Genomic DNA, 25590 nt, shown 5'->3' with positions numbered 1-25590 from the left:
AGCATAATTTGCAGAAGTTAAATTGCAAATTTAAAAAAGTACTTGCTATCATCAGTAAAGTTGATATGTTCTAGTACATTTTCTGAAATTAAATAATCATAAATTTCAGGAAAGGGACCAAATCCGGAAGCCACATTAATATGGCCAACCGGCCCCAGATTAATCGGGTTTAATTTCCATGCTTTTGCCAGTTGCTGAGCATCTTCAAAATTTAACCAGGGATCATTTTCACTAATCAACAAGGTGGTAGGTACTGCAATTTTAAGCTGATGGAAATAACGCTGATAATCTTGCTGGCTGTCACGAGCGAAGCCAGCTTCACCAAAGCGGGCAGGATTAGCCGGTGCAACCAGAATCAAATTTTTAATTTTTTGATTTAATTCAGGATGCTGGGCTAGTGCTGCAACAGCGGTTAAACAACCAAAGCTATGGGCAACAATCTGGATGTGACCTTGAATGGGAGCAATCGTATTTACAAATTCGGCAATCCAGTTTTGTAATACCGGATGATTCCAGTCTTTTTGCTGTACACGAGAGCATGACATGAGTTGTCGTTGTAACCAAGATTGCCAGTGAGCAGCTTCACTGCCACCTACACCCGGAACAATTACAGTATGAATCATGACGATACTCCCTGATTAAAATAGAGCGTGAAGATTATTTCGCGCTGTTAGCTTTCACGATCTGGTCAAATACACCACCATTTTCAAAGTGGGCTTTTTGAACCTTGTCCCAACCACCAAACTCTTTGTCGATGGTCACTAATTTAAGTGGCTTAAATACTTGACTGTATTGCGCCAATGTTTTTTCGTTGCGTGGACGGTAGAAATTTTGTGCTGCAATTTGCTGACCGCGTGGTGAGTAAAGGAAGTTTAAGTAGCCTTGAGCCAAGTACTTATTTCCTTTTTTCTCAGCATTTTTTTCAACAATCGCAACTGGTGGTTCTGCAAGAATTGAAAGTGATGGAGTCACGATTTCAAATTTTCCTGGTTGTTCACGAATGGCTAAGTGTGCTTCATTTTCCCAAGCCAGCAAGACATCACCAATACCGCGTTCAGCAAAGGTGGTGGTTGCACCGCGTGCACCTGAATCAAGTACTTTAGTATTCTTATAAATCTTACGCACAAATTCTTGGGCTTTGGCATCGTTACCGCCTGCCTGATGTTTTGCCCAAGCCCAAGCTGCTAAATAGTTCCAGCGTGCGCCGCCAGAGGTTTTAGGGTTTGGGGTAATAATACCGACACCCGGTTTAACCAGATCACCCCAGTCTTTAATGTGCTTTGGGTTGCCTTTGCGAACCAGAAACACAATGGTTGAAGTGTAAGGGGTAGAGTTTTGCGGTAGCTTTTTCTGCCAGTCACTTGGAAGCAATTTGGTTTTTTCTGCAATCACATCAATATCAGCAGCCAAAGCCAAAGTCACGACATCTGCATCCAAACCATCAATGACTGCACGAGCCTGTTTGCCAGAGCCACCATGTGATTGCTTAAAGTTAATATCTTGGCCAGTACGGCTTTTCCAATATTGACCAAACGCTTTGTTCACATCTTCATACAATTCACGAGTAGGATCGTAAGAAACGTTTAAAAAGTCTTTTGCCAGCGCACTAAAAGAAGTTGCTGAAATAAGTGCTGCTAAGACCCCGATTTTTAATGAACGCATGGTGACCTCTAAATTTCTTGATGTTTATAACTTGAGGCTAGAATAGCGCCATTCTTTATGCATAAAAAATAATAAAAAACGAATTTTATATGAATAAAAAAGATATTGATTGGTTTTTTAGAAGTTAAGACAGCACTTTATGAGTAAAGTGACTGCCTTAATGGATAATTGTGCTTATTTTCCGCTATTGGCTTTCACAATCTGGTCAAACACACCGCCATTTTCGAAGTGCTGTTTTTGCACTTTGGTCCAACCGCCAAACTCTTTATCAATGGTGATCAGTTTTAAAGGTTTGAATACTGATTTGTATTTTGCTGCTACGGCTGCGTTACGTGGACGATAGAAATTATTGGCAGCAATGGTTTGGCCCGCAGGTGAATACAGGTAGTTCAGATAGGCTTTCGCGACATTCAGATTGCCATCTTTCTGAGCATTCTTTTCTACAATGGCAACAGGTGGCTCAGCCAAAATAGATAATGATGGGGTGATGATTTCAAACTTGCCCGGTTGTTCACGAATGGCTAAATGTGCTTCATTTTCCCAAGCCAGCAAGACATCACCAATACCGCGTTCAGCAAATGTGGTGGTTGCACCGCGTGCACCTGAGTCTAGCACTTTTGTGTTTTTATAGATTTGACGGACAAATTCTTGTGCTTTGGCATCGTTACCGCCTGCCTGATGTTTTGCCCAAGCCCAAGCGGCCAAATAGTTCCAGCGTGCGCCGCCTGAGGTTTTAGGGTTTGGGGTAATAATGCCTACATCATTTTTAATTAAATCGCCCCAGTCTTTAATACCTTTAGGGTTACCTTTACGCACTAAAAATACGATGGTTGAGGTATATGGGGTCGAGTTGTTTGGAAACTTCTTTTGCCAGTTTTTAGGTAGAAGATTGGTGTTTTCTGCAATCGCATCAATATCGGCAGCCAAAGCCAAAGTGACGACATCTGCATCCAGACCATCAATGACAGAACGTGCCTGTTTACCTGAACCACCGTGTGATTGTTTGAAGGTAATGTCCTGACCGGTAGTTTTTTTCCAATACGCACCAAACTCTTTATTATAATTTTCGTATAATTCACGAGTTGGGTCATAAGAAACATTTAGAAAGTCTTTTGCAATCGCACTGAATGATGTTGCTGAAATAAGAGCGGCTAAAACCCCAATTTTTAATGAGCGCATTTTGGTATCCTTTAAATTTGAATTATTCATGTTTTGTAACAAGGCGAAGAATAACCTTAAGTTTTATATGTAAAAAATAATAAGAAACGAATTTTATATGAATAAAAATGCTATCAATCCGGCGCAGCTATTCTTAAACTAAGTCATCATTTACAGGATGCTTGCATATGCCATGTTTTAAAAATGCACGGGAAGTCAGCGGAATTTCATTATCGGATCGTGCATTTCATTATGGCGATGGCTGCTTTACTACAGCTCGCATTCGGCATGGCAGGATTGAACTTGAAAGCTTGCATATGGCACGTTTGCAATTAAGTTGCGAACGGTTATTACTTCATGCGGATTTGAGCTGGATTGATCAAACTTTGCATGTATTGCAGCAGCAATTTCTGGAAGTGAATGGCACGCTGAAAATCATCATCAGTCGCGGTGAAGGGCAGCGTGGCTACAGTTTGCCTGAGCATTCGGCCGATGTCTGGGTATTTTTCTATCCCAAAGCCGTGGATGATTTTCAGATTGAAAAAATTAAATCCGGCGTACTGCAACAGGTGCTGGGACTGAGCATGCCGGGGCTGGTAGGCTTAAAAAGTCTCAACCGTCTGGAACAGGTGTTATTGAAAAATGAAGCCGATCAGCGCGGATGGCCTGAAGCCTTGGTCACCGATGTGCAAGGTACTGTTGTTGAAGGAGTAAGCAGTAATTGTTTCATTCGTTTAAACAATACATGGATTACGCCTGAACTTCGTTATAATGGTGTGCATGGTGTGATGCGGGCAGAAATTTTATCTCGCATGCAGCAGCAAGGGATTCAGTGTGAACAGCGTTTTATCAATCTGGATGACATTTCAAAATTTGAAAGTCTGTTTTTCTGTAATGCCTTAAGTCCAATGAAACTTGTGACGGAACTTAACCAGCAAGCTTTGAATGTTCAACCCTGTATTGAGCTGTTCAATACCCTTCAATTAGATCAGATTCATTAATATGTCCAGCGCAAAGAAAAAATCAAAAAAGAAAGCAACCAAAGTCTTTCCCTTGAAAGGTGTCTTTATTCTATGTGCCGGTTTGCTGCTCATGGCTGTAGTGATGCTGTGGTCAAGTCTATTTAAGGCTTATCCAGTAGAAGGCGAAAAGCAGATGCTGGCGATTGGCGCTGGAGACAGCTATTCAAGCTTTATTGATCGTTTGGCCAAACAAAATAAAATCAGTTTTCCTGTGATCTTGAAGCTGTATCAGAAAATCATGATTCATGACAGCATGAAAGCCGGTGTGTATGAAATTCATCAAGGCATGTCGGTACGTGAAGTGATGGAACTGGTTTCAAATTCTGAAAATGCCCAGATGAATCGCATTCTGGTGATTGAAGGCACCACCTTTAAACAGCTGATTCAGCAGTTGAAAAAGGACGATTTGGTCACTAAAAAAGTCGTCAATCTGCCGCAAGATCAAATGCTCAAAGCCTTAAATATTCCGTTTAATCATCCTGAAGGTTTGTTTGCACCAGATACCTATTTCTTTGCCAAAGGGGAAAGCGATAAGAAGATTCTGACGGATTTGTATAACCGTCAAATGAAATCTTTGGATACTGCCTGGGCCAATCGCGCCACAGATTTACCCTATAAGGATAAATATGAAGCGCTGATCATGGCTTCGATCATTGAAAAAGAAACCAGTCTGGACAGCGAACTTGAACAGGTGTCTGGGGTATTTGTGCGTCGTTTAAAAATGGGTATGCGTCTGCAAACTGACCCAACCGTGATTTATGGCATGGGTGATCGTTATACAGGCAATATCACCCGGACCGATTTGCGTACACCGACTGCTTATAATACCTATACCAACAATGGCTTACCGCCAACACCTATTGCATTGCCAAGCCAAAAAGCCATTGAAGCGGCCATGCATCCGGATGCTTCAAACAATATTTATTTTGTGGCAACCGGCAATGGTGGACATAAATTTACTGCAAGTTTAAACGAGCATAATCGTGCGGTACAGGATTACCTGTCTGTATTGAAATCGAAGAAGGAGTGATGGATGTTTATTAGTTTTGAAGGCACTGAAGGTGTCGGGAAAACCACACTCATTCGTAAAATGTATGACTATTTAATGCAGCAAGGTCATGAAGTGGTACTGACGCGTGAGCCGGGGGGTACACCAATGGCAGAACAGATCCGTTCGCTGCTGTTGTCAGTTAATCATGAAGAAAGCATGTCGAACGATACTGAATTGCTTTTGATGTACGCGGCACGTGCACAGCATTTACAGCAGGTGATTGTACCGGCCTTGACCGCAGGTAAAACGGTGCTGTGTGACCGTTTTACCGATGCCAGTTTTGCCTATCAGTGTGCGGGACGTGGCTTAAGTAAAGAAAAATTACAGTTATTGAATGCCAATTTTGTCTCGCATATGCCGAATATCACCTTCTGGCTGGATGCACCAACAGAACTGGGCATGTCACGTGCACGTGAACGTGGCGCATTGGATCGCTTTGAGCAGGAGAAAGCTGCTTTCTTTGAGAAAGTACGTGCAGGCTATCAGGAGCTTTGGGAGCGGCAGGGTGAGCGGATTAAACGTCTGGATGCCACCCAAACACCAGAACAGGTGTTTAGCCAGGCACTTGCGTGTTTGCAATCGGTGTAGTCATTCTCAGCGATTGGGTTTAAATGAAAAATCTTCTATAGTGGCTAACATTATGGAAGATTTTTTTATAAACAATGAAAAGTAATAAAGCCGAAATTATTGAGTTTTTGCAACGTGAATTTCCGCAAAGCCTGGAAAAATGCGAAATAGAAACAGTCACTGAAAAAGGCGCATCGATTATTTATCATGTGGGAACAGCGGATTTAAGACCGGGCGGAACGGTATCTGGACCGACCATGATGACCGCTGCCGATTATGCGCTTTATATTGCGATACTCGGTGAGATCGGCATTGTCGCGTTGGCAGTCACCACCAATTTATCCATCAATTTTTTAAGAAAACCGACAGCAGCACAGGATATTCGTGCAGTTTGCCAATTAATGAAAGTGGGCAAGACACTGATTGTAGGTGATGTCTGGCTATATTCTATTGATCTGGATGAACCCATTGCACATGCGGTAGGGACTTACTCAATTCCGTTGCAAAAATAAAATAATCCATACTGGAAAAACCGTAGATGAAGTTAATAGTAATGAAGTTACTCAAAATTTTAATGTGGTTTTTCATTGGATTGCTGGGTTTTATAGTATTTTTATGGCTTGCTGAAATCTTGATTGATATTTTCTTTGATCATGCAGCAACCATGGATGCCTGTCTGGACAGTGGCCGTGGCTGGGATGAGCAGAAAAAACAATGTCAGATATAAATTAAAATCACGACTTAAAAATCTAAAAATGAAAAGGAGATATCATTCGAAAATAATATCTCCAAAAGCAGGTTTAAGCATTCACCAACGGGGTCTCCACCTGAAAGTTTGGTGGAGTCAGTACCGTTTTACGCAGTTCAGGCCCAAGTTCCGGATAATCCAGCGTGTAATGCAAACCGCGTGATTCCTTGCGTTCCATTGCACAGCGCACAATCATTTCAGAGACGAGAACCAGATTACGCAGTTCAATCAGGTTTTTACTGACCTGATAATCTTGATAATACTCGGTAATTTCCCGTTTCAGCATTTCAATCCGGTGCAAGGCGCGTTCCAGACGTTTGGTGGTGCGTACAATACCGACATAGTTCCACATGGTCTGACGCAGTTCATCCCAGTTTTGTAGAATCACCACATCTTCATCTGGATTCATCACCTGTGAATCATCCCAAGCGGGTACATCAGGGGAAGTGTAATCACCATTAAACTGACTTTCGATATGTTTGGCGGCACTCATGCCATACACGAAACATTCTAAAAGTGAGTTACTGGCCATTCGGTTCGCGCCATGTAAACCGGTATATGAGGTTTCACCAATCGCATATAGCCCTTCAATATCGGTCTGGCTATGTTCATCCACCACCACACCGCCACAGGTATAGTGAGCTGCAGGAACGACGGGAATCATTTCCTGAGTAATATCGATGCCGAGTTCCAGTAAACGTGCATACAGGGTCGGGAAGTGTTCTTTGACAAATTCAGCCGGTTTATGGGTGATGTCCAGCCAGACATGACGAATCCCCAAACGCTTGATTTCATAATCAATGGCACGTGCCACAATATCCCGCGGTGCCAGTTCAGCGCGTTCGTCAAAACGTAGCATGAAACGTTCACCATCCGGTAAGCGTAAATAAGCCCCTTCACCACGCATGGCTTCGGTAATTAAAAAGGAACGGGCTTGAGGATGATACAGACAGGTCGGATGGAACTGGTTAAATTCCATATTGGCCACGCGGCAGCCGGCACGATAGGCCATGGCAATACCATCACCCGTGGCAATATCCGGATTGGAGGTATACAGATAGGCTTTCATGGCGCCACCACAGGCCAATGCGGTAGAAGGCGCTAAAAAGGTATGTACCTGTTCGGTTTTTTCATCCAGCGCATATAAACCGAGGGCGCGATTGCTTTGGTCTTTCAGCCCTAATTTTTGCGAAGTAATTAAATCAATCGCAATATAATTTTCAAAAATCGTGATGTTATGTTTTTCTTTGGCACGTTCAACCAAGGTGGTCGAGATGGCACGGCCAGTTGCATCTGCAGCATGAATAATACGACGCTGTGAATGCCCCCCTTCACGGGTTAAATGCAACTGTTCCTGTTCATCTAAAGTAAACTGCACACCATGCTTGAGCAGGAAATCTACGGAAGGTTTTCCACCTTCCACTGTTTGTTTTACGGCATCCAGCTCACATAAATGCGCGCCTGCAATCATAGTGTCATCAATATGCTGTTCAATGGAATCCGTTTCATCCAGCACTGCAGCCACACCGCCTTGCGCGTAAAAGGTACTGGCATCGGTTAGCGTAGATTTTGCTAGAACTGCAATATTGAAATGATCTGGTAACGATAAAGCCAGACTTAGACCCGCACCACCACTTCCCACAATGATGACGTCAAAATGATGCGTTGTGCTTAAATTAGACATGTCCATCAGCTAATTTGAAAAAAGTCCGGTAATGACACCGTTTTTTTGATCAAAAAACAAGAGCTAATATGCTAATGTATGATGAGAAAAAGTAATAAACCAACAAACTTTTAAGAAATCTTTAAGCTGTTGTTTATACAAATATAATCAAACATATTATTACGTAAGATAGACAAGGTTTATGTTAAATACTATCTACGCATATAAATAACGAGATGGAGTGTAGGCTTTATATGAAAAATCGCCATGTACAAAAAGGAATCTATGCTGCTGTATTTACAATGGCGGCAGTACAAACACAAGCAGCGTCTTCAGTAGATTTTTCTAATTTGGTGGAACAGGTCAGTCCGGCAGTTGTGAGTGTAAATGTTGTCAAGAAAATGAATCAGGAAGAGTTAATTCAGCAACAGATCCCGGAAATTTTAAAACGATTTTTTGGCAATCAGGTTATTGTTCCACAGCAACAGGCTCAACAAGATAAAACCGCTTATGGTAGTGCATTTTTTATCAGCAAGGATGGTTATCTGCTGACCAATCATCACGTGGTGGAGGATGCATCCAAAGTCACTATTATGCTGAATGACCGCCGTGAAATTGATGCAACAGTGGTGGGTAGTGATGCGCGTACTGATGTGGCACTGCTTAAAGTCAATGGTTCAAACTTCCCTGAATTAAAAACTGGAAATGTTGACCGCCTCAGAGTAGGTGAGCCAGTACTTGCCATTGGTTCTCCATTTGGCTTCGACTATTCGGCCTCTGCAGGTATTGTCAGTGCAAAAATGCGTAACATGATGGGTGAGACATCAGTACCTTTTATCCAGACTGATGTGGCTCTAAATCCGGGAAACTCTGGTGGCCCGCTATTTAACCAGAATGGTGAAGTGGTCGGGGTGAACTCGCGAATTTTTAGTGGTACTGGTGGCTATATGGGGCTGTCATTTTCCATTCCGATTGATGTGGCCATGGATGTGGCCGACCAGCTGAAAAAGAATGGTAAAGTAACCCGTTCTTATTTAGGTGTAATGCTACAAGACATCGACCGTAATCTGGCAGAATCTTATAATCTGTCCAAACCGGAAGGTTCGCTGGTGACACAGGTGGCTCCGCATTCTCCTGCAGACAAAGCCGGATTCAAGGCTGGTGATGTGATCTTAAAATATAATGGCTCGGCTATTTCACGAACTTCAGATCTGCTTAATTATTTAAACCGTACTTCACCAAATCAAAATATTCAGTTGCAAGTTTTACGGGATGATAAAACTCGTAATATTTCAGCAACATTAACGACTGCACCAGATGACACTCCGGCTAAAGTAGAACAAACAGCGCAGCAAAAAGGCCCGGTTTTAGGGGTTACGATTCGCAATTTAACTGCGAATGAGCAGTCGCAACTGGGTATTAAAGGTGGAATTTTAATTCAGGAAGTGAAACGAGGGGGTATTGCTGCGCAATCACGTATGGCGGTAGGAGATATCATCACTCAAATCAATAATAAAACCATTTTGAATAGTAATGATTTTATTAAATCGGTCTCTGAGTTAAAGCAAGGATCTATTGCACGTGTTTCCATTATTCGTCAGGATCAACGTGCTATTTTAGGTATGCGGATTGAATAATATTCCATACCAGTTATCAAAAAAACCACTCTGCAAATGAGTGGTTTTTTATATTTTGCAATGTTACTGCCAGTTAAAATTACGTAGACTGTTTGTCCTTGAACGCAATTTTTGAAAACACAAAGGACGAATAAAAGAGATGAGTACAGTTTTTGATTTGGAAATCACCGTTCAAGCAAAAGACATTGATAGTTTGGGGCATGTCAACAATGTAGTGTACATGCACTGGATGCAGGATGTTGCGACTGCCCATATTGAAGCCTTGGGGTTGGGACTGGAACAATATCTGGAACTAAAACATGCCATGGTGGCAGTGGAACACCATGTGCAATACCGTAAAGCCGCATTTGAAGGTGAAAAAATTATCTTGCGCACCTGGCTGGATGATATCAATGCGCTTTATTCGTTCCGTCAATACGTATTTTATCGTCCACAGGATCAAAGTGTTTTGTTTATGGGTAATACCAAATGGGCTTGTGTGGAAATTGCCACAGGTCGACCAAAACGCATGTCGCCGACTTTTAGTCAGGCTTATCAGCCGATCTCGGAACAATTAAACCCTTTGGATTTTAGCCAATATGATTTACAGGCTACAAAGTAGCTTAATTGCATGAATTAGGTTTTGATTTTGAAAATGTCGGAACAAAGCGGAAAAGGCTTCATTATTTAGAATACTTTGAAAAATCCATCTGCTATAATCCTACGCAATTTCAATTCAGCTTTTGCTATGCATTAAATATTGCTTGCATAGCGTGTTTTTTCTCAAGGTAGCCCATGGCGCAAGCTAAAAAATCTGTTGATATTAAAAACATTCGTAACTTTTCGATTATTGCGCATATCGATCATGGTAAATCGACTCTGGCGGATCGCTTCATTCAAACCTGCGGTGGTTTGCAAGATCGTGAAATGCAGGCTCAGGTTCTTGATTCTATGGAACTTGAGCGTGAGCGTGGTATTACCATTAAAGCGGCATCGGTGACGTTGTACTATACTCATCCGAATGGTCAAGAATATCAATTAAACTTTATTGACACCCCAGGACACGTGGACTTTTCTTATGAGGTATCACGTTCGCTTGCGGCATGTGAAGGTGCATTATTGGTTGTTGATGCAGCTCAAGGTGTAGAAGCACAGTCTGTTGCCAACTGCTATACCGCAATTGAACAAGGTCTTGAAGTTTTACCTGTACTTAACAAGATTGACTTGCCGCAAGCTGAACCTGAGCGTGTGATTCAGGAAATTGAAGACATTATCGGCATTGAAGCAACAGAAGCACCAACTTGTTCAGCGAAAACCGGCCTAGGCATTGAAGGGGTGCTTGAAACTCTGGTTAATGTTATTCCTGCGCCTACAGGTGACCGTGATGCACCGCTACAAGCTCTGATTATTGACTCATGGTTTGATAACTATCTGGGCGTGGTGTCTTTGGTGCGTATCAAACATGGGCGTGTGCGTAAAGGCGACAAGATGTTGATTAAATCAACCGGCCAAACGCATATCATTACTTCAGTCGGTATTTTCAATCCTAAACATACTGAAACAGGCATTTTAGAAGCCGGTGAAGTCGGTTTTATCATTGCCGGGATTAAAGACATTTTTGGTGCGCCAGTGGGTGATACCATTACACTTGCAACGACACCAGAAGTGGCTACTTTACCGGGTTTCAAAAAGGTCAAACCACAGGTGTATGCCGGTCTATTCCCGATTGATTCAAGCGATTTTGAACCGTTCCGTGAAGCTTTGCATAAATTGCAAATTAATGATTCCGCTTTGTTCTTTGAACCGGAAAGCTCAGATGCTTTAGGTTTTGGTTTCCGCTGTGGTTTCCTCGGCATGCTGCACATGGAAATCGTACAGGAGCGTTTAGAACGTGAGTATGATCTTGACCTGATTTCTTCTGCGCCAACCGTAATTTACGAAGCTGTCATGAAGAATGGCGAAACGATTTATATCGACAGTCCGTCAAAAATGCCCGATGGTTCAACGGTTGAAGACTTGCGTGAACCAATTGCTGAGTGTCATATCCTTGTACCACAAGAGTATTTGGGCAATGTGATGACTTTATGTGTCGAGCGCCGTGGTGTGCAAAAAGACATGAAGTTTATGGCGAATCAGGTTTCCATTACCTTTGAAATTCCAATGGCCGAAGTAGTGATGGATTTCTTTGATAAATTGAAATCATGTTCACGCGGCTTTGCATCTTTAGACTATAACTTTGTCCGTTTTGAGAGTTCATCTCTGGTTAAGGTTGATGTGTTAATTAATGGGGAAAAGGTTGATGCCTTGGCGATGATTTGTCACCGTCAGGACGCGCGTCATCGTGGTATTGCACTGGTGGAAAAAATGAAAGACTTGATTCCGCGTCAGATGTTTGATGTTGCCATTCAGGCCGCAATTGGTGCGCAAATTATTGCCCGTTCTACTGTAAAAGCAATGCGTAAAAACGTATTGGCGAAATGTTATGGTGGTGACGTTTCACGTAAGAAGAAACTTCTTGCTAAACAAAAAGAAGGTAAGAAACGTATGAAACAGGTGGGTAGTGTTGAAATCCCGCAAGAAGCGTTCCTTGCTGTGTTGAAAGTAGAAAGATAATAATAGAGGTTGTATAGCTCATGGATTTTGATTTTAATTTGATTCTCGTTCCCGTTACACTAATTTTTTTCTTGGTGTGGCTGCTGGACAAGTTTGTTTTCAAGCAAAGACAAACGCTGGGCAAGGGAAATGAAAATTTCATTATCACATGGGCTTACGATTTCTGGCCAGTGCTTGCCGTAGTGCTGGTACTGCGTTCATTTTTTTATGAGCCGTTTAATATTCCCTCGGATTCGATGGTGCCGACTCTGGAAACCGGTGATTTTATTTTGGTCAACAAGTTTAACTATGGCGTGCGTTTACCTATTGTAAATACCAAAGTAATTAATGTAGGGGAACCGGAACGTGGTGATGTGATCGTCTTCCGTTATCCTCCACAGCCGACCATCAGTTATATCAAGCGTGTAGTGGGTTTGCCGGGAGATCATATAGTTTATGATCATGGGCAACTCATTATTAACGGGCAAAAAGTGGCTAAAGTGCCGGTAGAATTTAGTCGTGAAAAAGATATTCTTGATACGCCTACTTCAATTTATCATCAGGAAACACTGGGTAAACATACATTTAAAATGCGTGAGCTGGAAGGCGTGAATGTGGCGCGTCAGGCACCATTTATCAACTATGTTGAAAATGGTAAATATTCAAGTGAAAATGGTTTATATTGGGAAGTCAAAGTTCCAGCGGGTCATTACTTCGCGATGGGGGATAATCGTGATCAAAGTGCTGACAGTCGTTTTTGGGGCTTTGTACCAGAACAGAATCTGACAGGTCGTGCATTTTATGTATGGATGCATAAGGAACCTGGATTTAAATTACCGTCGTTTAATCGCAATGGTATAATTGATTAAGCATGATTGGAAAAAATAAAAAATGCGTAAAAATCAACAGGGGACATCATATATTGCAATTTTAATTGCAATTATTGGTTTTGCTTTTTTGGCAAAAGTTGCAATTGCGGTTTGGGGACCGTATTGGGATGATCGAGTAATAGATAGCCAAATTGAGGAGCTACTGCAGAGTAGCCCGGCCAATACAGCTCCTTCAAAGTTTTCAGATCAGATGGCCCAACGTCTGGACATGAACAATGTACGCGATCTTAAATTTAATGAAATCGCGAAAGTAGTGAATGTCGACGGTCTGGAAGTGAAAAAAGAGTATGAGATAAGAAAGCCTTTCTTACTCAATATAGATTTAGTGTTAAAGTTCGAGAAAAGTTTTGATCAAAGGTCAACCAAAACTAAGTGATATGCGCTTAGTCAACCGTATCGGTTATCAGTTCAAACAGCCTGAATTATTACAGCTGGCACTGACCCACCGATCGGTTAGTCACAAAACTAACTATGAGCGTCTGGAATTTCTGGGTGATTCATTGTTAGGGATGATCATTGCCCATTATTTGTATCAAGCCTACCCGCATGAAAATGAAGGGCGTTTAACGCGTATGCGTGCCACCCTGGTGCGTCAAGAAGCATTAGGCAAAATTGCAAACGATTTGAAACTTGGTCCGTGTCTGATTTTAAGTACCGGCGAGTTGAAATCGGGTGGACATCATCGAGAGTCTATTCTTGCTGATACTGTGGAAGCGATTATTGGTGCTATTTATGTTGATTGCAACGATTTAAAAATCTTGCAAGATATCGTGCTGAAATGGTACGTGCCATATTTAGACCATATCGAACCTACAGACCAACTCAAAGATCCCAAATCACGCTTACAGGAATATTTACAGGCACGTAAAAAACCTCTCCCTGTTTATGATGTAGTCGATATTCAAGGTGATGCTCCGAATCAGCATTTCAAGGTGGAATGCATTATCGAGGGCTTGCCTGTCTTGTATGGTGAAGGTTCAAGTCGTCGCTTTGCTGAACAGGCAGTAGCGGCAGATATCTTAAAACAATTGGAGCAAAAGTCTTAATGACTACTCATTCCGATCACAACGATGCTGATCACGAGTCGCAAAGCGACAGTAATGACTTAATTAGTCAATTTTTCAGTTCTCAAGGAACTGAAATTCCTTCTGATTACCGCAGTGGATTTGTGGCCATTGTTGGCCGCCCCAATGTAGGTAAATCAACGTTGATGAACCATATTTTGGGTCAAAAACTTTCGATTACTTCACGTAAGCCTCAAACGACTCGTCATAAAATTGTTGGTATTGATTCGCGTGAGAAATCTCAAGCGGTATTTGTTGATACTCCAGGTATGCATAAGAAAGAAGTGCGTGCCATTAATAAAATGATGAACCGTGCAGCGCATTCTGCTTTACGTGATGTCAATCTTGTGTTGTTTGTGCTTGATGCGGACAAATGGACACAAAATGATGAGCTTGTGCTTGAGAAGCTGAAAAACGCTGACATGCCCGTAATTCTTGTCATCAATAAAATTGATACGCTAGAAAATAAAAACCACGCTTTGCCGTTAATTCAAGAACGTGCAAAATTAATGAATTTTGCTGAGATTGTCCCTGTTTCTGCACTTCGCGGTGCGAACTTGGATCACCTGCGCAACACCATTGAAAATTATTTGCCTTTCCAGCCGCCTTTATATTCTTTAGAGCAGCTGACTGATCGTTCTGAACGTTTCTTGGCGTCAGAAGTGATTCGTGAAAAAATCATGCGTCAATTGGGTGAAGAATTGCCTTATGATTTGACTGTGCAAATTGAATCTTTCAAAACTGAAGAAGCGACTATTAATCCGAAAACAGGTCGTCCTAAAGCGGCTTGTACTTATATTGATGCGACTATTTTTGTCGATCGCCCTGGTCAAAAAGCCATCGTGATTGGTGAAAAAGGTTCCAAGCTGAAAAAAATCGGTATGGATGCCCGTACCGATATGGAAAAAATGTTCGAACAAAAAATCATGCTGACCCTTTGGGTGAAAGTCAAAGGTGGCTGGTCTGATGATGAGCGTGCATTAAAAAGCTTGGGTTATAGCGATATCTAGGTTTTCATTTTGAAAGGAACTGTAATGATTAAAGTACTGACTGTGGTTGCATGTGTAATGTTCCTTCAAGGATGTATTTATAAGGTTGTTACAGTTCCGGTAAAAGTGGCTTATAAAACTACGAAAGGTGTGGTCAAAGGTACGGCTGCAGTCGTAGGTGCTGTCATTCCGGATGGGGATGATCAAGATGCTGATTCGGAAAAGAAAAAGGATTAGATAGAGTTATTCATGCGAAATGAACTCTTGCATGGTTATTTAATCCATCATCGAAAATACCGTGAACGCAGTCATATTGTGCATCTGTTTACGCAGGAGCATGGCCGCGTGGATGGAATTTTAAGACAAACGCCACCGCCGCAATACCAGCCCATTTGCGTACAAGCTTCCGGCAAATCTGAACTTAAAAATTTGACCAAACTGGAAATTGTCAATCAGCCAATTTTCTTTTTTGGCGATGCTTTCTTTTCCGGTTTTTATCTGAATGAAATTATTCTGCGTTTGTGTCCAGTTGAAGTGGAAATGCCGCAAACTTTTGTGCAATATCATCAGACTTTGCAGCAATTGCAACAATTGGCACAGCAGGAGCATCCAGATCTTTTCTTAAGACAGATTCTACGTCAGTTCGAACATGCACTTTTAGAAGAGCTGGGTTATGCGCTTGATTTTACGGTAGATGCTCAGCAACACGAGATTCAGGAATCACAATCTTATCTGTTTCAGCTCAATGACGGTTTTATCCCCACCGTGCAACAGTCACGTTCGACTTTATTGGGACAGCAGATTCTGTCGATGCGTGATTATGAAAAGGGTAGGGATTTCAATCGTGAGCAGTTACAATTGTTGGCTAAACTGTATCGGCAGATCATTACCTCTCTGTTGGGAGAGCGACCGCTGAAAAGCCGTCAATTGTGGATTCAGAATACACAATCTTAATTTTAAACATCGTTAGGACATTATTATGGCTGCATTGCTGGGTGTAAATATTGACCATGTGGCGACATTGCGACAGGCACGCGGAACTAGTTATCCAGATCCGGTGAATGCTGCTTTAATTTGCGAACAGGCGGGTGCAGAAGGGATTACCTTACATTTGCGTGAAGACCGTCGTCATATTCAGGACGACGATGTGCGTCGTATGCGTCCGGTTTTAAAAACTCATATGAACCTGGAAATGGCGGTGACTCCTGAAATGGTGGAATTTGCCAAAGAAATCAAGCCGCATCACGTATGCTTTGTGCCAGAAAAGCGTCAGGAAGTAACCACTGAAGGTGGCCTGGATGTGGTGGGTCATTTTGAAGATGTCAAAGCGGCCACTCAAGCCTTGTCTGCCATTGGTTGTGATGTGTCTTTATTTATTGATGCGGACATTGAACAGATTGATGCCGCGGTGGCTTGCGGTGCACCAACTATTGAGTTACATACCGGTGCCTATGCCGATGCTGAAACTGCAGAAGCACAGCAACATGAGCTGGAGCGTATTGTCAAAGGTGCTGAATATGCAGCGGCTAAAGGTCTGATTGTAAATGCAGGTCACGGTTTGAATCTGGAAAATGTCACTGCAATTGCACAAATTCCACAAATCCATGAACTCAATATTGGTCATTCGATTATTGCTGATGCAGTATTTGTCGGTTTGGCTCAAGCCGTTCAACAGATGAAAGCTGCCATCAAAGCAGCGAGATAAGTTTTTAGATTATGTCATTAACAAATTATGATGATCTCATGAAGCCAGTCATTGGCTTCTTGGGATGTGAAACACCCAAAGCATGGCTAGATGAAGCATTAAATAATCTTGAGCTGCTCATGCAGGATCATGCCAATTGTGAGAAAAAAGCCGCCGGAACGGCCATGAACCTGATGTTTCGCTACAGCTTTTTTACCGATTTGCAGGTCAAGTTGGCACAGCTGGTACGCGAAGAAATGCTGCATTATGAGCAGGTGCTGGAATTCATGTCGAAACGTGGACAAGAATGGAAAGCGGTGAGCGCAGGGCGTTATGCAGGCATTCTGCGTAAGGAAATCCGCACTTATGAACCTGAAGCACTGATTGATGTGCTGATTATCGGTGCTTTTGTGGAAGCGCGTTCCTGCGAACGTTTTTATGCGCTTGCACCACTCGTTGATGATGAACTGGGGCGTTATTACCGTTACCTGCTGAAGTCTGAATCGCGCCATTATGAAGACTATCTGGCACTGGCTTTGGATGTGGCCAAAACCTCTAAGATGAAAGACCCGGAAGAAGATATTCAGGGACGTATTGAGCATATTCGTGAAGTGGAAAAGAATCTTATCCTGTCTGAAGATAGCACGTTCCGTTTCCATAGCGGTGTGCCACATCAAACGGCTTAAGTTTTTGAAGTAGTTGTTTGATTTAGAAAATCCTCTAGCTCAATAGGGGATTTTTTATGGTCGATCATTTTTAAACTGGAAATAAAAATGCCAATCTAAGGGTCTTAGATTGGCATTCATCAGACGGGTTTGAAGCTTGGTTTTAATTAAGCTTCAATGGTCTGAACAGCGATTTTTTTGGCAGGATCGGTTTTGCGACGTACCGCAGGAACTGGTTCACCATAATACTGACGGTCTGCAAAGTAGCTTGAACGAACCATCGGCGCGGCCCAGATATTCTTGAATCCAAGCTTTTGACCATGTGCAGTATAGCGTTCAAATTCTTCTGGTGTTACGAAACGGTCAATCGGTGCATGTTCTTTTGAAGGTTGTAGATACTGACCAATGGTGACGTAATCGACATCGTGTGCTTTTAAGTCATCTAATAGCGCAATGACTTCTTCTTCAGTTTCACCAATACCGACCATCAAACCACATTTGGTTGGAACGTCTGGGCAGTATTCTTTAAACATTTTCAATAAATCTAAAGAGTGCTGATAGTCAGAACCTGGACGCATGGCTTTATACAAACGCGGCACAGTTTCAATGTTGTGGTTAAATACGTCAGGTGGGCATTCGGTCATGATGCGCAGCGCCACATCCATACGACCACGGAAATCCGGAACCAAAATTTCAAGCAGTGTTTTTGGACTTAAATCACGTGCTTCTTTAATACAATCGACAAAATGTTGTGCACCACCATCTCGAAGGTCATCACGGTCAACGGAAGTGATCACCGCATATTTCAAACCCAGATTGGCAATGGTTTCTGCCATGTGACGCGGTTCATCCGGATCCAGCGCATTTGGACGGCCATGGGCTACATCACAGAACGGGCAGCGACGGGTACAGATGTCACCCATGATCATAAAGGTTGCAGTACCGCCACCAAAGCATTCAGGCAGGTTTGGGCATGCGGCTTCTTCACAGACCGTATGCAGTTTTTGTGCACGTAACGTTGTTTTAATACGTTGAACTTCATCTGGTGCCGCCATTTTCACCCGAATCCAATCCGGTTTACGTGGCGTTTCAACCGTAGGTACAACTTTTACAGGAATACGAGCGACTTTCTCTGCGCCACGAAGTTTGACACCCTGTTCAGGTTTACGGTTTTCAGACATATTCAACTTTTCCACTGTTTTTTGACGGGGGAGATACTAGACTTGATAGTGCTTTTATTATAACGGACTTGAATCTAAATGGGGTAAAAAGGATATTCATTTAATAAATGTAGTCATCACTTAATATATGTGAGGTAAATACAGAAAAAAGAGAGTATTTGCGTCATAATATAGCCAAGATAGACCAATATTGAAGATAGGAGCGTTGAATGCCACGTAAAAAAGAGGTCATTAGTGGAACTTTCGTTAAATACGATGCGGTAGTTCTCGGTTCAGGCCCTGCGGGTGAAGGCGCGGCAATGAAACTTGCTAAATCTGGCAAGCGTGTTGCAATTGTGGATATGCGTGATCAGTTAGGTGGTAACTGTACACACGTAGGTACTATTCCAAGTAAAGCATTACGTCAAACTGTATCAAGTATCTTACGTTACCAACGTGATCCGATGTTTCAAAAAGTGGGTGAATGGAAACAGTTCACCATGAAACAGGTGCTGCGCAATGCACACAAAGTCATTCAGCTGCAAGTCGATACCCACTCGCGCTTTTATGACCGCAACAAAATTGATATCTATCATGGCCGTGCTTATATTCAAGATCCAAATACCATCTTGGTGTTCAGTCCGGACGGCATTACTGAAACTTTAAGTTTCAAACAGTTGGTGATTGCGACAGGTTCACGTCCGTATCGTCCTTCTGTGCTTGATTTTAACCATCCACGTGTATTTGATTCAGACAAGATTCTGGATCTGGATTTCTCGATCAAGAAAATCATCATTTATGGTGCAGGGGTCATTGGTTGTGAATATGCATCCATCTTTATTGGTTTGGATCATAAAGTAGATTTGATTAATACCCAGCCTAAATTGCTCAGCTATCTGGACGATGAAATTTCAGATGCGCTGTCTTATCACTTGCGTGAACAGGGTGTGTTGATTCGTCACAATGAACAAATTGAACATCTGGAAACTTTTGATGATCACGTAGTCTTGCATCTGCAAAGCGGTAAGAAAATTAAAGCTGACGCCATTTTGTGGTGTAACGGCCGTTCAGGGAATACCGATGGTTTAGGTCTGGAAAATGTAGGGATCAAACCCAACAGCCGCGGTCAGTTGACGGTCAACGACAAGTACCAGACTGAAGTGGATAATATTTTCGCTGCGGGTGACGTGATTGGCTGGCCATCGCTGGCTTCTGCTGCTTATGACCAAGGTCGTTGTGCAGGTGCAAACATGAGCGGGGAGAAAGACGTTGCACCAGTGACGGATATTCCAACAGGTATTTATACCATTCCGGAAATTTCATCAATTGGTAAGACTGAACAGCAACTGACTGAAGAAAAAATTCCTTATGAAGTGGGTCAGGCATCTTTCCGTCATTTGGCTCGTGCGCAAATTACTGGTGATACGGTTGGTGAATTGAAGATTCTGTTCCACCGTGACACGCTGGAAGTTTTAGGGGTTCATTGCTTTGGTAATAACGCTGCTGAGATTATTCACATTGGTCAAGCCGTAATGAATAGTCCAAATAACACCATTAAGTATTTTGTAGAAACTACCTTTAACTATCCGACCATGGCGGAAGCTTATCGTGTTGCAACATTGAATGGTATGAACCGTCTGTTCTAAGTGTTGTCTCATTGAGGCTAAAAACCCGTGAGTGCATGCTTGCGGGTTTTTTTATATGTGCCTGCAAAATAATATTTTGCATATGTGGAACTTGGAATTTTGTGGAGCATTGAAGCTAGGCAGCCATTTTTCGGCATTCTGCTGCACATTGACGGCAGGTTTCAGCGCATTGCTGGCAATGTTCAGCTTCATGTTTACTGCATTCTTTGGCGCAGTAATCGCACATTTGTGCGCATAGCTGACAGATTTCCTGTATGAATGCAGAAGGTCTTTGTTCCGAGCGGGCACACAATTGACACATATCAGCACAGTCCAGACAACGATTAATACATTCGCGCATCATTTCTATATCATTTTCATTCAGACAGGCAGATGCACAGCTGGTACAGGTTAAAGAACAGGTCATACACAGATGAACGCAATCTGGAAAACTGAGTATGTTCATGCTATTTACCTGATCATAAGGTTTAAAATGGTGATTTAAATAGACTAATTAGAAATAGAACAAGACAATAGCAAGATTGAGTGATTTAAGGTAACAAGTGTCCGCTTTCAGTAAGTGAATGCTACACATATAAAGCATACAAGTTCAAATATGTCGTTATTAGATCACTGGATTTCATGGGCTGAATGTAAAAATGGAATAATGATTCAATAGCCATAAAAGACCATAAAAGCTAAAGAAACTGCTGATTAAAGTTAGCCAGACGGGAATTTTGCTTTTAAGGCAGAAAATGACGGCAATAATAAAAACCACATCTAAGCCAGACAGTACATATTTCTGTCCCATCTGCACCACCAGACATAATAACAAGCCCACCACAGCCGCATTAATGCCAGCCAAAGCATGAAATAAACGTGGCAGTTGCATTAAACACGACCAGTAGGGTAGAGCGCCAAAGATCAGTAAAAAAGAAGGCAAAAAAATCACCACCGTCGCAAAAGCAGCATTGAAGCTGGTGGATGAACTTAAAGGCAATAAAGCGCCGATGTAGCTGGCAAAACTGAATAAAGGGCCGGGCATCAGTTGGGCAATCGCATAACCTAGATCAAAATGCTGCTGAGAGACTAAACCTGAAGCGACAAAGTCCTGCTGTAAAAATGGCAAAATAATATGCCCGCCACCAAAGACTAGAGAGGCAGTGCGGTAAAAGCCTGCAAAACTGTCTAGCCATATATTAGGGAAAAATTGCTGTAATGCTGGAACAAGCAAAAATGGCAAGGCAAATAAAATCAACCAGATATAGGCAAAGGATTTTTGGGATGTTCTTGATATGCGAGCAACAGGTTTGAAGGTGCTTTTTTGCGGAAAATAGTGCAGATAAATCAGTCCGGCTATAGCACCAAAAAAAATTACTAAAACCTGATTGATGCTGAGTGGTACCACATAGATAAATAAGCCAGATAGCAGCATTAATATATATTGCCATTGGTCTTTACAAAAACTACGCAACATTTGCCAAAAGGCCCAGACCACCACGCTAAACACAATCAGTTGAATCACATGAAAAAAATGGGTAGACAAATAGTCAGTCAGCTTAAGCCCAATAATGGCAGCCAGACTCATAAGCAGGACGGAAGGCAAGGTAAAACCGAGCCATGCCAGCAGTGCACCACGATAACCTTTTAGCTGATAGCCGATAGCGATCCCCATTTGGCTGCTGGTCGGGCCCGGTAAAATTTGCGCCAAGGCCAACAGATGGGCATATTGCTGTTCATCTAAATATTTAAGCTGTTGCACAAAACGCTGATAAAAAAACACCAGATGAGCTGCCGGGCCACCAAATGAGGTACAGCCCAGTTTAAAGAAAATTTGAAACAGCTTGAAATAAGATAAAGATGTCATAACAATGATAATAATCAATAGGTTAGAAGTTAATTATTTTTTGGTGTGAAGTATTTAAAAAGGCCAACTGCTTAAAAGCCATTGAATCGAGTATACATTCAATGGCAAAGATTAATGCTTTTAATTGTCAATGAGATGACACTACATGCATCATCATTTTTTATGGATTTTAAATGGTTGAGTGTTTACAAGGCTCTCGCGTTTTACTGAATGCAGGCTAAGCTGATGATCTCGAAATACTCATGGTTGCAATCATAGATGAATTAGTAACAGACCTGATTAGAGTTTCAATATAAAAGGCAAAAGCAGGCTATTTAAAGTGCTTTTTTTTAAGCATTAATGTGGACAGAAAGCCTGATTGAAATACTCAAACAGTTGCGGGGTTTTGATCCAAAGTACAATAGCGATGACCAATAACAGGCCAATCGCTGCTGCAATCGAGATTTTGAGTCCAAGCATAGAATCAGTCATGAACAACATGCTCCTCATTAACAAAGAAATGAACCACTATCCCCAGTAAACTCAGTAAGATCGAAATTACCCAGACCATATTGTAGTTGCCGGTCATGTCATGATTCACGCCACCCAACCATCCACCAAAGAACGAGCCGACCTGATGGGTAAAAAACACGATGCCACTGAGCATGGACAGATATTTTATCCCAAACATATTGGCCACGATGCCATTGGTAAGGGGAACCGTAGATAACCACAGTAAACCCATAATGATGCCAAAAGCGTAAATTGTCCATGTGCTCAGTGGAAGCAATAAAAAGGCAATAATGGCTATACCGCGCAAGCCGTATAAGCCCATCAGCAGATAAGGCTTGGAATATTTTCCACCGAGCCAGCCTGCAGTATAAGTTCCTACAATATTGAACAGTCCAACCAAGGCCAGAAATACGGTGCCCGTGGTAGCATCAAAGCCATGATCAATCAGATAGCCGGGTAAGTGAATGCCAATAAAGACCACCTGAAAGCCGCAGACAAAGAAACCCAGAGACAGGAACCAGAACGGTTTGTGATTTTTGGCAATCAGCAGAATTTCTTTCATGCTTAATGCTGGCATGTTAGCGCTGATAGATGAATTTAGAGGTGTATAAGCAGGTGCTTTAAGGGTCCAGGCCAGTGGAATGATTAAAGCAATCAAAATGGCACTCACCACTAGCGCTGCCGACCAGCCCATACTTTGTAACAAGAGCAGGGTCGAAGGCAACATAATAAACTGCCCAAAAGAGCCTGCTGCACTGGCAATACCCATCGCCAGACTGCGTTTTTCAGGATGGGCGGCACGTCCTACCGCAGACAGTAGCACGGGAAAAGAAGTGGCGGACAGTGCCAGTCCTAGAATTAAACCCACACTTAAATTCAGCATCCAGCCGCTGGAACTCACGGCCATGAGCAGTAATCCCAGTGTATATAAAGCACCACCTACAGCGACAACAATTTTACTGCCATATTTATCGGCAAACGCACCAGTCACCGGCTGTACTGCACCCCAAATCAGGTTTTGCATGGCAATTGCTAGGCTGAAAACATTATGTCCCCAGCCAAATTCATCACTCATGGGAACCAGATATAAGCCAAATGCATGCCGTACACCCAATGACAAAGCCAAAATGATGGCGCTCCCAATTAACATGTAAATCAGAGGTTTGGAAAAGCGGGTGTCTGACATATTTGATCCATGTATGGTTGGCGATGACGCTATGTTAGTAGATTCTGCACGGCTAAGCGATTAAATAAAACTTAAACAAACGATAAAATTAAGTTATGCAAAATTTTCAAATGAAAAAAAAGACGACATAAAGCCGTCTTTTTGATGTTTGAAAATTTAGAAGCGAATACCTACACCGGCATAGGCCAATAAAGGATTAATTTCAATATCGGCTTTAGAGCGAATTAATTCGCCGTGAGTGGCATCTGTGACGGTAATCGTAGTTTCATTTTTCATATGGGCATAGGAAAGTGAGCCAACGGCAAACCAGCGATCATTAATGTCATAAGTAAAACCTACGGTAGCTATAGGTGCAATTGCATCGGTTGCATCCAGTTCAACTTTCGGATTTGCGGAACTTTTCGTACCATCTAAAGCGGCACCAGCCTTATTATCTTTGATATTGGCAATCATATGACCTGCTGAAATCAAGTCTTGTTCTGTACGTGGGTTAATTTCCAGTTCATTAAAATAAGCATACATGACCCCTAAGCCGACATAGGGGCGAAACTTGTTAACCCCGGTTTTACCAAAGTGGTATTGGAATTCAAAGGCAGGGGTCCAGGCACGTGCAGTCGCTGCAGGACCATAGGCTTCTAAATCGGTAATAAGCATGTCATTTTGTAAGTCAATTTTACCAATCAAGCTGGATGCTAAAGGACTTGATATTGCAGAAAATGGTGCATAGATTTTTCCTTTTCCTTGCAAATCAACTTTAGGCGGGATCCCTGCCTTCATTTCAAAGGAAACGTTATCGGTAAAAAAGTAATTGCTCATTAGGCCTAAGGTCGTGACATCATCTGCTTCCAGGCCAGTACCTGGATTGTCCCAACTTTCTAAGCCATAAATTTTTGCAGTACCACTCATGAATGACGGTAGGCTACCGTTCTTGTCAATTTTATTTAAAATATCCACTAAAGTATTGGCTAGATTCTTGTTATTTCCACTACGGTTATCAATAACAGCTTGCGTAGAAATTGTTCCGACCTTTGCTTCGTATCCTTCATTAATTGCCGTATTGACGTGGAAAGGTTGAGCTTTACCTTGGGGCATTACATGTAATACTCCCATCGAAACTGAAAAGCGTTTAAAGCCATCACCATCTTGTAAACTGAAGTAAGGAGAGTCGGCATGGCTGATAGCAGGTAGGGCAGCAAGGGACGACATCATACATAGTAAAGTTTTTTTCATTAGGGACTCCATGTCCATTTTCGCGTTTATCAATTTTTTTTCTTTCACTTTTCTTATTATAAGTTCGTGGAAAAATCATTCTGTTAATAAAAAATATAAATCTGGTTGTGTTCATGTAAAAATTTAGTTTTATTGTTTCAATAACATAGAGAAAAATAATTTGTTATAACTCTGTTTTTTGATCATTTGGTAAAACAATAAGCACTTTAAATTAAAATGAATAATAGCAATATTTATGTATTTTTAATGTATTTGAAAATGGCTGTATTGCTTAATATGTGTGGAATAGCATGTAATGACATTGTGTTGGACATTGCAGTGAGTCGAAAAGAAAAGAGTCAGTCTGATCGATCTAAAATCGAATCTCGCACTTAGGGAAATTTTTCCGTACAATATGTTGCAGAAATCCTTGAGTGAATTACATGAGCACCCAAAATACATCCAAGAAAAAACCCTTGGTTAATTTACCGTTCCCGATTAAAAAGGTAGATGCAAACTCTTCCGATGAAGTAATAGAAGATTTACGCCCTAAACCACAGCGCTATGCTGATCGTACCTGGATGCCACCACGCGGTACACGCCGATCAATGGGAAAACGTTGATTTTTGTGATAAAAAGCCATGGTTAAACCATGGCTTTTGTCGTCTATGAGCTGACAA

At 42.0% G+C, this 25590-nt stretch carries 28 protein-coding genes; 18 read left to right on the top strand and 10 right to left on the bottom strand.

From position 1 onward, the window contains the following. Positions 1–17: 17 nt before the first annotated feature. The 3 genes from FB6_RS04405 to FB6_RS04395 all read right to left on the bottom strand — a co-directional run bounded on the left by FB6_RS04405 (position 18) and on the right by FB6_RS04395 (position 2841). Positions 18–623 carry an RBBP9/YdeN family alpha/beta hydrolase gene (locus FB6_RS04405; RefSeq protein ID WP_174558834.1) on the bottom strand — a complete coding sequence of 202 codons (606 nt, stop codon included), beginning with the start codon at positions 621–623 and terminating at the stop codon, positions 18–20. Between the two features lie 34 nt (positions 624–657). Next, entirely contained in the window at positions 658–1662 is a 1005-nt protein-coding gene (locus FB6_RS04400) for a sulfate ABC transporter substrate-binding protein (protein WP_174558833.1), read from the bottom strand. A 174-nt stretch (positions 1663–1836) separates the two neighbouring features. Further along, positions 1837–2841, bottom strand: coding sequence for a sulfate ABC transporter substrate-binding protein (locus FB6_RS04395; RefSeq protein ID WP_174558832.1), 1005 nt, complete (start codon positions 2839–2841; stop codon positions 1837–1839). Between the two features lie 167 nt (positions 2842–3008). Here FB6_RS04395 and pabC point away from each other — a divergent pair, with 167 nt between their 5' ends. The 5 genes from pabC to FB6_RS04370 all read left to right on the top strand — a co-directional run bounded on the left by pabC (position 3009) and on the right by FB6_RS04370 (position 6187). Beyond that, positions 3009–3821 (top strand): aminodeoxychorismate lyase, encoded by an 813-nt coding sequence (gene pabC / locus FB6_RS04390; protein WP_174558831.1) that lies wholly within the window; start codon positions 3009–3011, stop codon positions 3819–3821. 1 nt (position 3822) lies between these two features. Next, positions 3823–4872, top strand: coding sequence for an endolytic transglycosylase MltG (gene mltG, locus FB6_RS04385; protein WP_174558830.1), 1050 nt, complete (start codon positions 3823–3825; stop codon positions 4870–4872). 3 nt (positions 4873–4875) lie between these two features. Further along, complete coding sequence (gene tmk, locus FB6_RS04380; protein ID WP_174558829.1) at positions 4876–5481, top strand: dTMP kinase; 606 nt, start codon at positions 4876–4878, stop codon at positions 5479–5481. A gap of 74 nt (positions 5482–5555) precedes the next feature. Beyond that, positions 5556–5972, top strand: a complete 417-nt coding sequence (locus FB6_RS04375; RefSeq protein WP_174558828.1) for a PaaI family thioesterase — start codon at positions 5556–5558, stop codon at positions 5970–5972. A gap of 26 nt (positions 5973–5998) precedes the next feature. Continuing rightward, positions 5999–6187 (top strand): hypothetical protein, encoded by a 189-nt coding sequence (locus tag FB6_RS04370; RefSeq protein ID WP_174558827.1) that lies wholly within the window; start codon positions 5999–6001, stop codon positions 6185–6187. A 73-nt stretch (positions 6188–6260) separates the two neighbouring features. On the opposite strand, the gene nadB is transcribed toward FB6_RS04370, so the two are convergent. Further along, the gene (gene nadB / locus FB6_RS04365; RefSeq protein WP_174558826.1) at positions 6261–7898 is read right to left on the bottom strand and encodes an L-aspartate oxidase; all 1638 of its coding nucleotides are present in this window, start codon (positions 7896–7898) and stop codon (positions 6261–6263) included. A 227-nt stretch (positions 7899–8125) separates the two neighbouring features. On the opposite strand from nadB, the gene FB6_RS04360 reads away from it, so the two are divergent. The 11 genes from FB6_RS04360 (at position 8126) to FB6_RS04310 (ending at position 17392) form a co-directional block, all read left to right on the top strand. Then, positions 8126–9508: a Do family serine endopeptidase gene (locus FB6_RS04360; protein WP_174558825.1), complete on the top strand. Its 1383-nt coding sequence runs from the start codon at positions 8126–8128 to the stop codon at positions 9506–9508. A gap of 139 nt (positions 9509–9647) precedes the next feature. Further along, positions 9648–10109, top strand: coding sequence for an acyl-CoA thioesterase (locus FB6_RS04355; RefSeq protein WP_174558824.1), 462 nt, complete (start codon positions 9648–9650; stop codon positions 10107–10109). Positions 10110–10282: 173 nt separating this feature from the next. After that, positions 10283–12100, top strand: coding sequence for a translation elongation factor 4 (gene lepA / locus FB6_RS04350; RefSeq protein WP_174558823.1), 1818 nt, complete (start codon positions 10283–10285; stop codon positions 12098–12100). Positions 12101–12120: 20 nt separating this feature from the next. Beyond that, positions 12121–12948 (top strand): signal peptidase I, encoded by an 828-nt coding sequence (gene lepB / locus FB6_RS04345; protein ID WP_174558822.1) that lies wholly within the window; start codon positions 12121–12123, stop codon positions 12946–12948. Between the two features lie 22 nt (positions 12949–12970). Further along, positions 12971–13345, top strand: coding sequence for a DUF4845 domain-containing protein (locus FB6_RS04340; protein ID WP_174558821.1), 375 nt, complete (start codon positions 12971–12973; stop codon positions 13343–13345). After that, complete coding sequence (gene rnc, locus FB6_RS04335; protein ID WP_174558820.1) at positions 13317–14015, top strand: ribonuclease III; 699 nt, start codon at positions 13317–13319, stop codon at positions 14013–14015. The genes FB6_RS04340 and rnc overlap by 29 nt, the downstream gene beginning before the upstream one ends. After that, positions 14015–15043: a GTPase Era gene (era, locus tag FB6_RS04330; RefSeq protein WP_174558819.1), complete on the top strand. Its 1029-nt coding sequence runs from the start codon at positions 14015–14017 to the stop codon at positions 15041–15043. The genes rnc and era overlap by 1 nt, the downstream gene beginning before the upstream one ends. 24 nt (positions 15044–15067) lie before the next feature. Further along, positions 15068–15259: an NF038104 family lipoprotein gene (locus FB6_RS04325; protein WP_174558818.1), complete on the top strand. Its 192-nt coding sequence runs from the start codon at positions 15068–15070 to the stop codon at positions 15257–15259. A 12-nt stretch (positions 15260–15271) separates the two neighbouring features. Then, the gene (recO, locus tag FB6_RS04320) at positions 15272–15976 is read left to right on the top strand and encodes a DNA repair protein RecO (RefSeq protein WP_174558817.1); all 705 of its coding nucleotides are present in this window, start codon (positions 15272–15274) and stop codon (positions 15974–15976) included. Positions 15977–16001: 25 nt separating this feature from the next. Then, complete coding sequence (gene pdxJ / locus FB6_RS04315; protein ID WP_174558816.1) at positions 16002–16727, top strand: pyridoxine 5'-phosphate synthase; 726 nt, start codon at positions 16002–16004, stop codon at positions 16725–16727. Positions 16728–16738: 11 nt separating this feature from the next. Then, a complete protein-coding gene (locus tag FB6_RS04310) occupies positions 16739–17392 on the top strand; it encodes a tRNA-(ms[2]io[6]A)-hydroxylase (protein ID WP_174558815.1) in 654 nt (217 codons plus the stop codon). A gap of 146 nt (positions 17393–17538) precedes the next feature. Here FB6_RS04310 and lipA read toward each other — a convergent pair whose 3' ends face one another. Next, positions 17539–18552 (bottom strand): lipoyl synthase, encoded by a 1014-nt coding sequence (gene lipA / locus FB6_RS04305; protein WP_217427323.1) that lies wholly within the window; start codon positions 18550–18552, stop codon positions 17539–17541. A 209-nt stretch (positions 18553–18761) separates the two neighbouring features. Here lipA and sthA point away from each other — a divergent pair, with 209 nt between their 5' ends. Next, positions 18762–20177, top strand: a complete 1416-nt coding sequence (sthA, locus tag FB6_RS04300) for a Si-specific NAD(P)(+) transhydrogenase (RefSeq protein WP_174558813.1) — start codon at positions 18762–18764, stop codon at positions 20175–20177. A 115-nt stretch (positions 20178–20292) separates the two neighbouring features. On the opposite strand, the gene FB6_RS04295 is transcribed toward sthA, so the two are convergent. From FB6_RS04295 to FB6_RS04280, 5 genes are all read right to left on the bottom strand, one after another. Continuing rightward, positions 20293–20622 (bottom strand): four-helix bundle copper-binding protein, encoded by a 330-nt coding sequence (locus tag FB6_RS04295; RefSeq protein ID WP_174558812.1) that lies wholly within the window; start codon positions 20620–20622, stop codon positions 20293–20295. A gap of 174 nt (positions 20623–20796) precedes the next feature. After that, positions 20797–22023, bottom strand: coding sequence for a chromate efflux transporter (gene chrA / locus FB6_RS04290; RefSeq protein WP_174558811.1), 1227 nt, complete (start codon positions 22021–22023; stop codon positions 20797–20799). Between the two features lie 336 nt (positions 22024–22359). Further along, positions 22360–22494 (bottom strand): hypothetical protein, encoded by a 135-nt coding sequence (locus FB6_RS16640; protein WP_302476188.1) that lies wholly within the window; start codon positions 22492–22494, stop codon positions 22360–22362. Next, positions 22487–23701, bottom strand: a complete 1215-nt coding sequence (locus tag FB6_RS04285) for an MFS transporter (RefSeq protein WP_174558810.1) — start codon at positions 23699–23701, stop codon at positions 22487–22489. The genes FB6_RS16640 and FB6_RS04285 overlap by 8 nt, the downstream gene beginning before the upstream one ends. 156 nt (positions 23702–23857) lie before the next feature. Next, entirely contained in the window at positions 23858–24931 is a 1074-nt protein-coding gene (locus tag FB6_RS04280) for an OmpW/AlkL family protein (RefSeq protein ID WP_174558809.1), read from the bottom strand. Between the two features lie 422 nt (positions 24932–25353). Between FB6_RS04280 and FB6_RS04275 the strand changes: the two genes are divergently transcribed. Then, entirely contained in the window at positions 25354–25533 is a 180-nt protein-coding gene (locus tag FB6_RS04275; protein ID WP_174558808.1) for a hypothetical protein, read from the top strand. Positions 25534–25590 lie beyond the last annotated feature (57 nt).

It is taken from the genome of Acinetobacter bouvetii (genome assembly GCF_902753875.1).
GTDB classification, from domain to species: Bacteria; Pseudomonadota; Gammaproteobacteria; order Pseudomonadales; family Moraxellaceae; genus Acinetobacter; species Acinetobacter bouvetii_A.
This window is presented reverse-complemented; position numbering and strand designations above follow the sequence as displayed.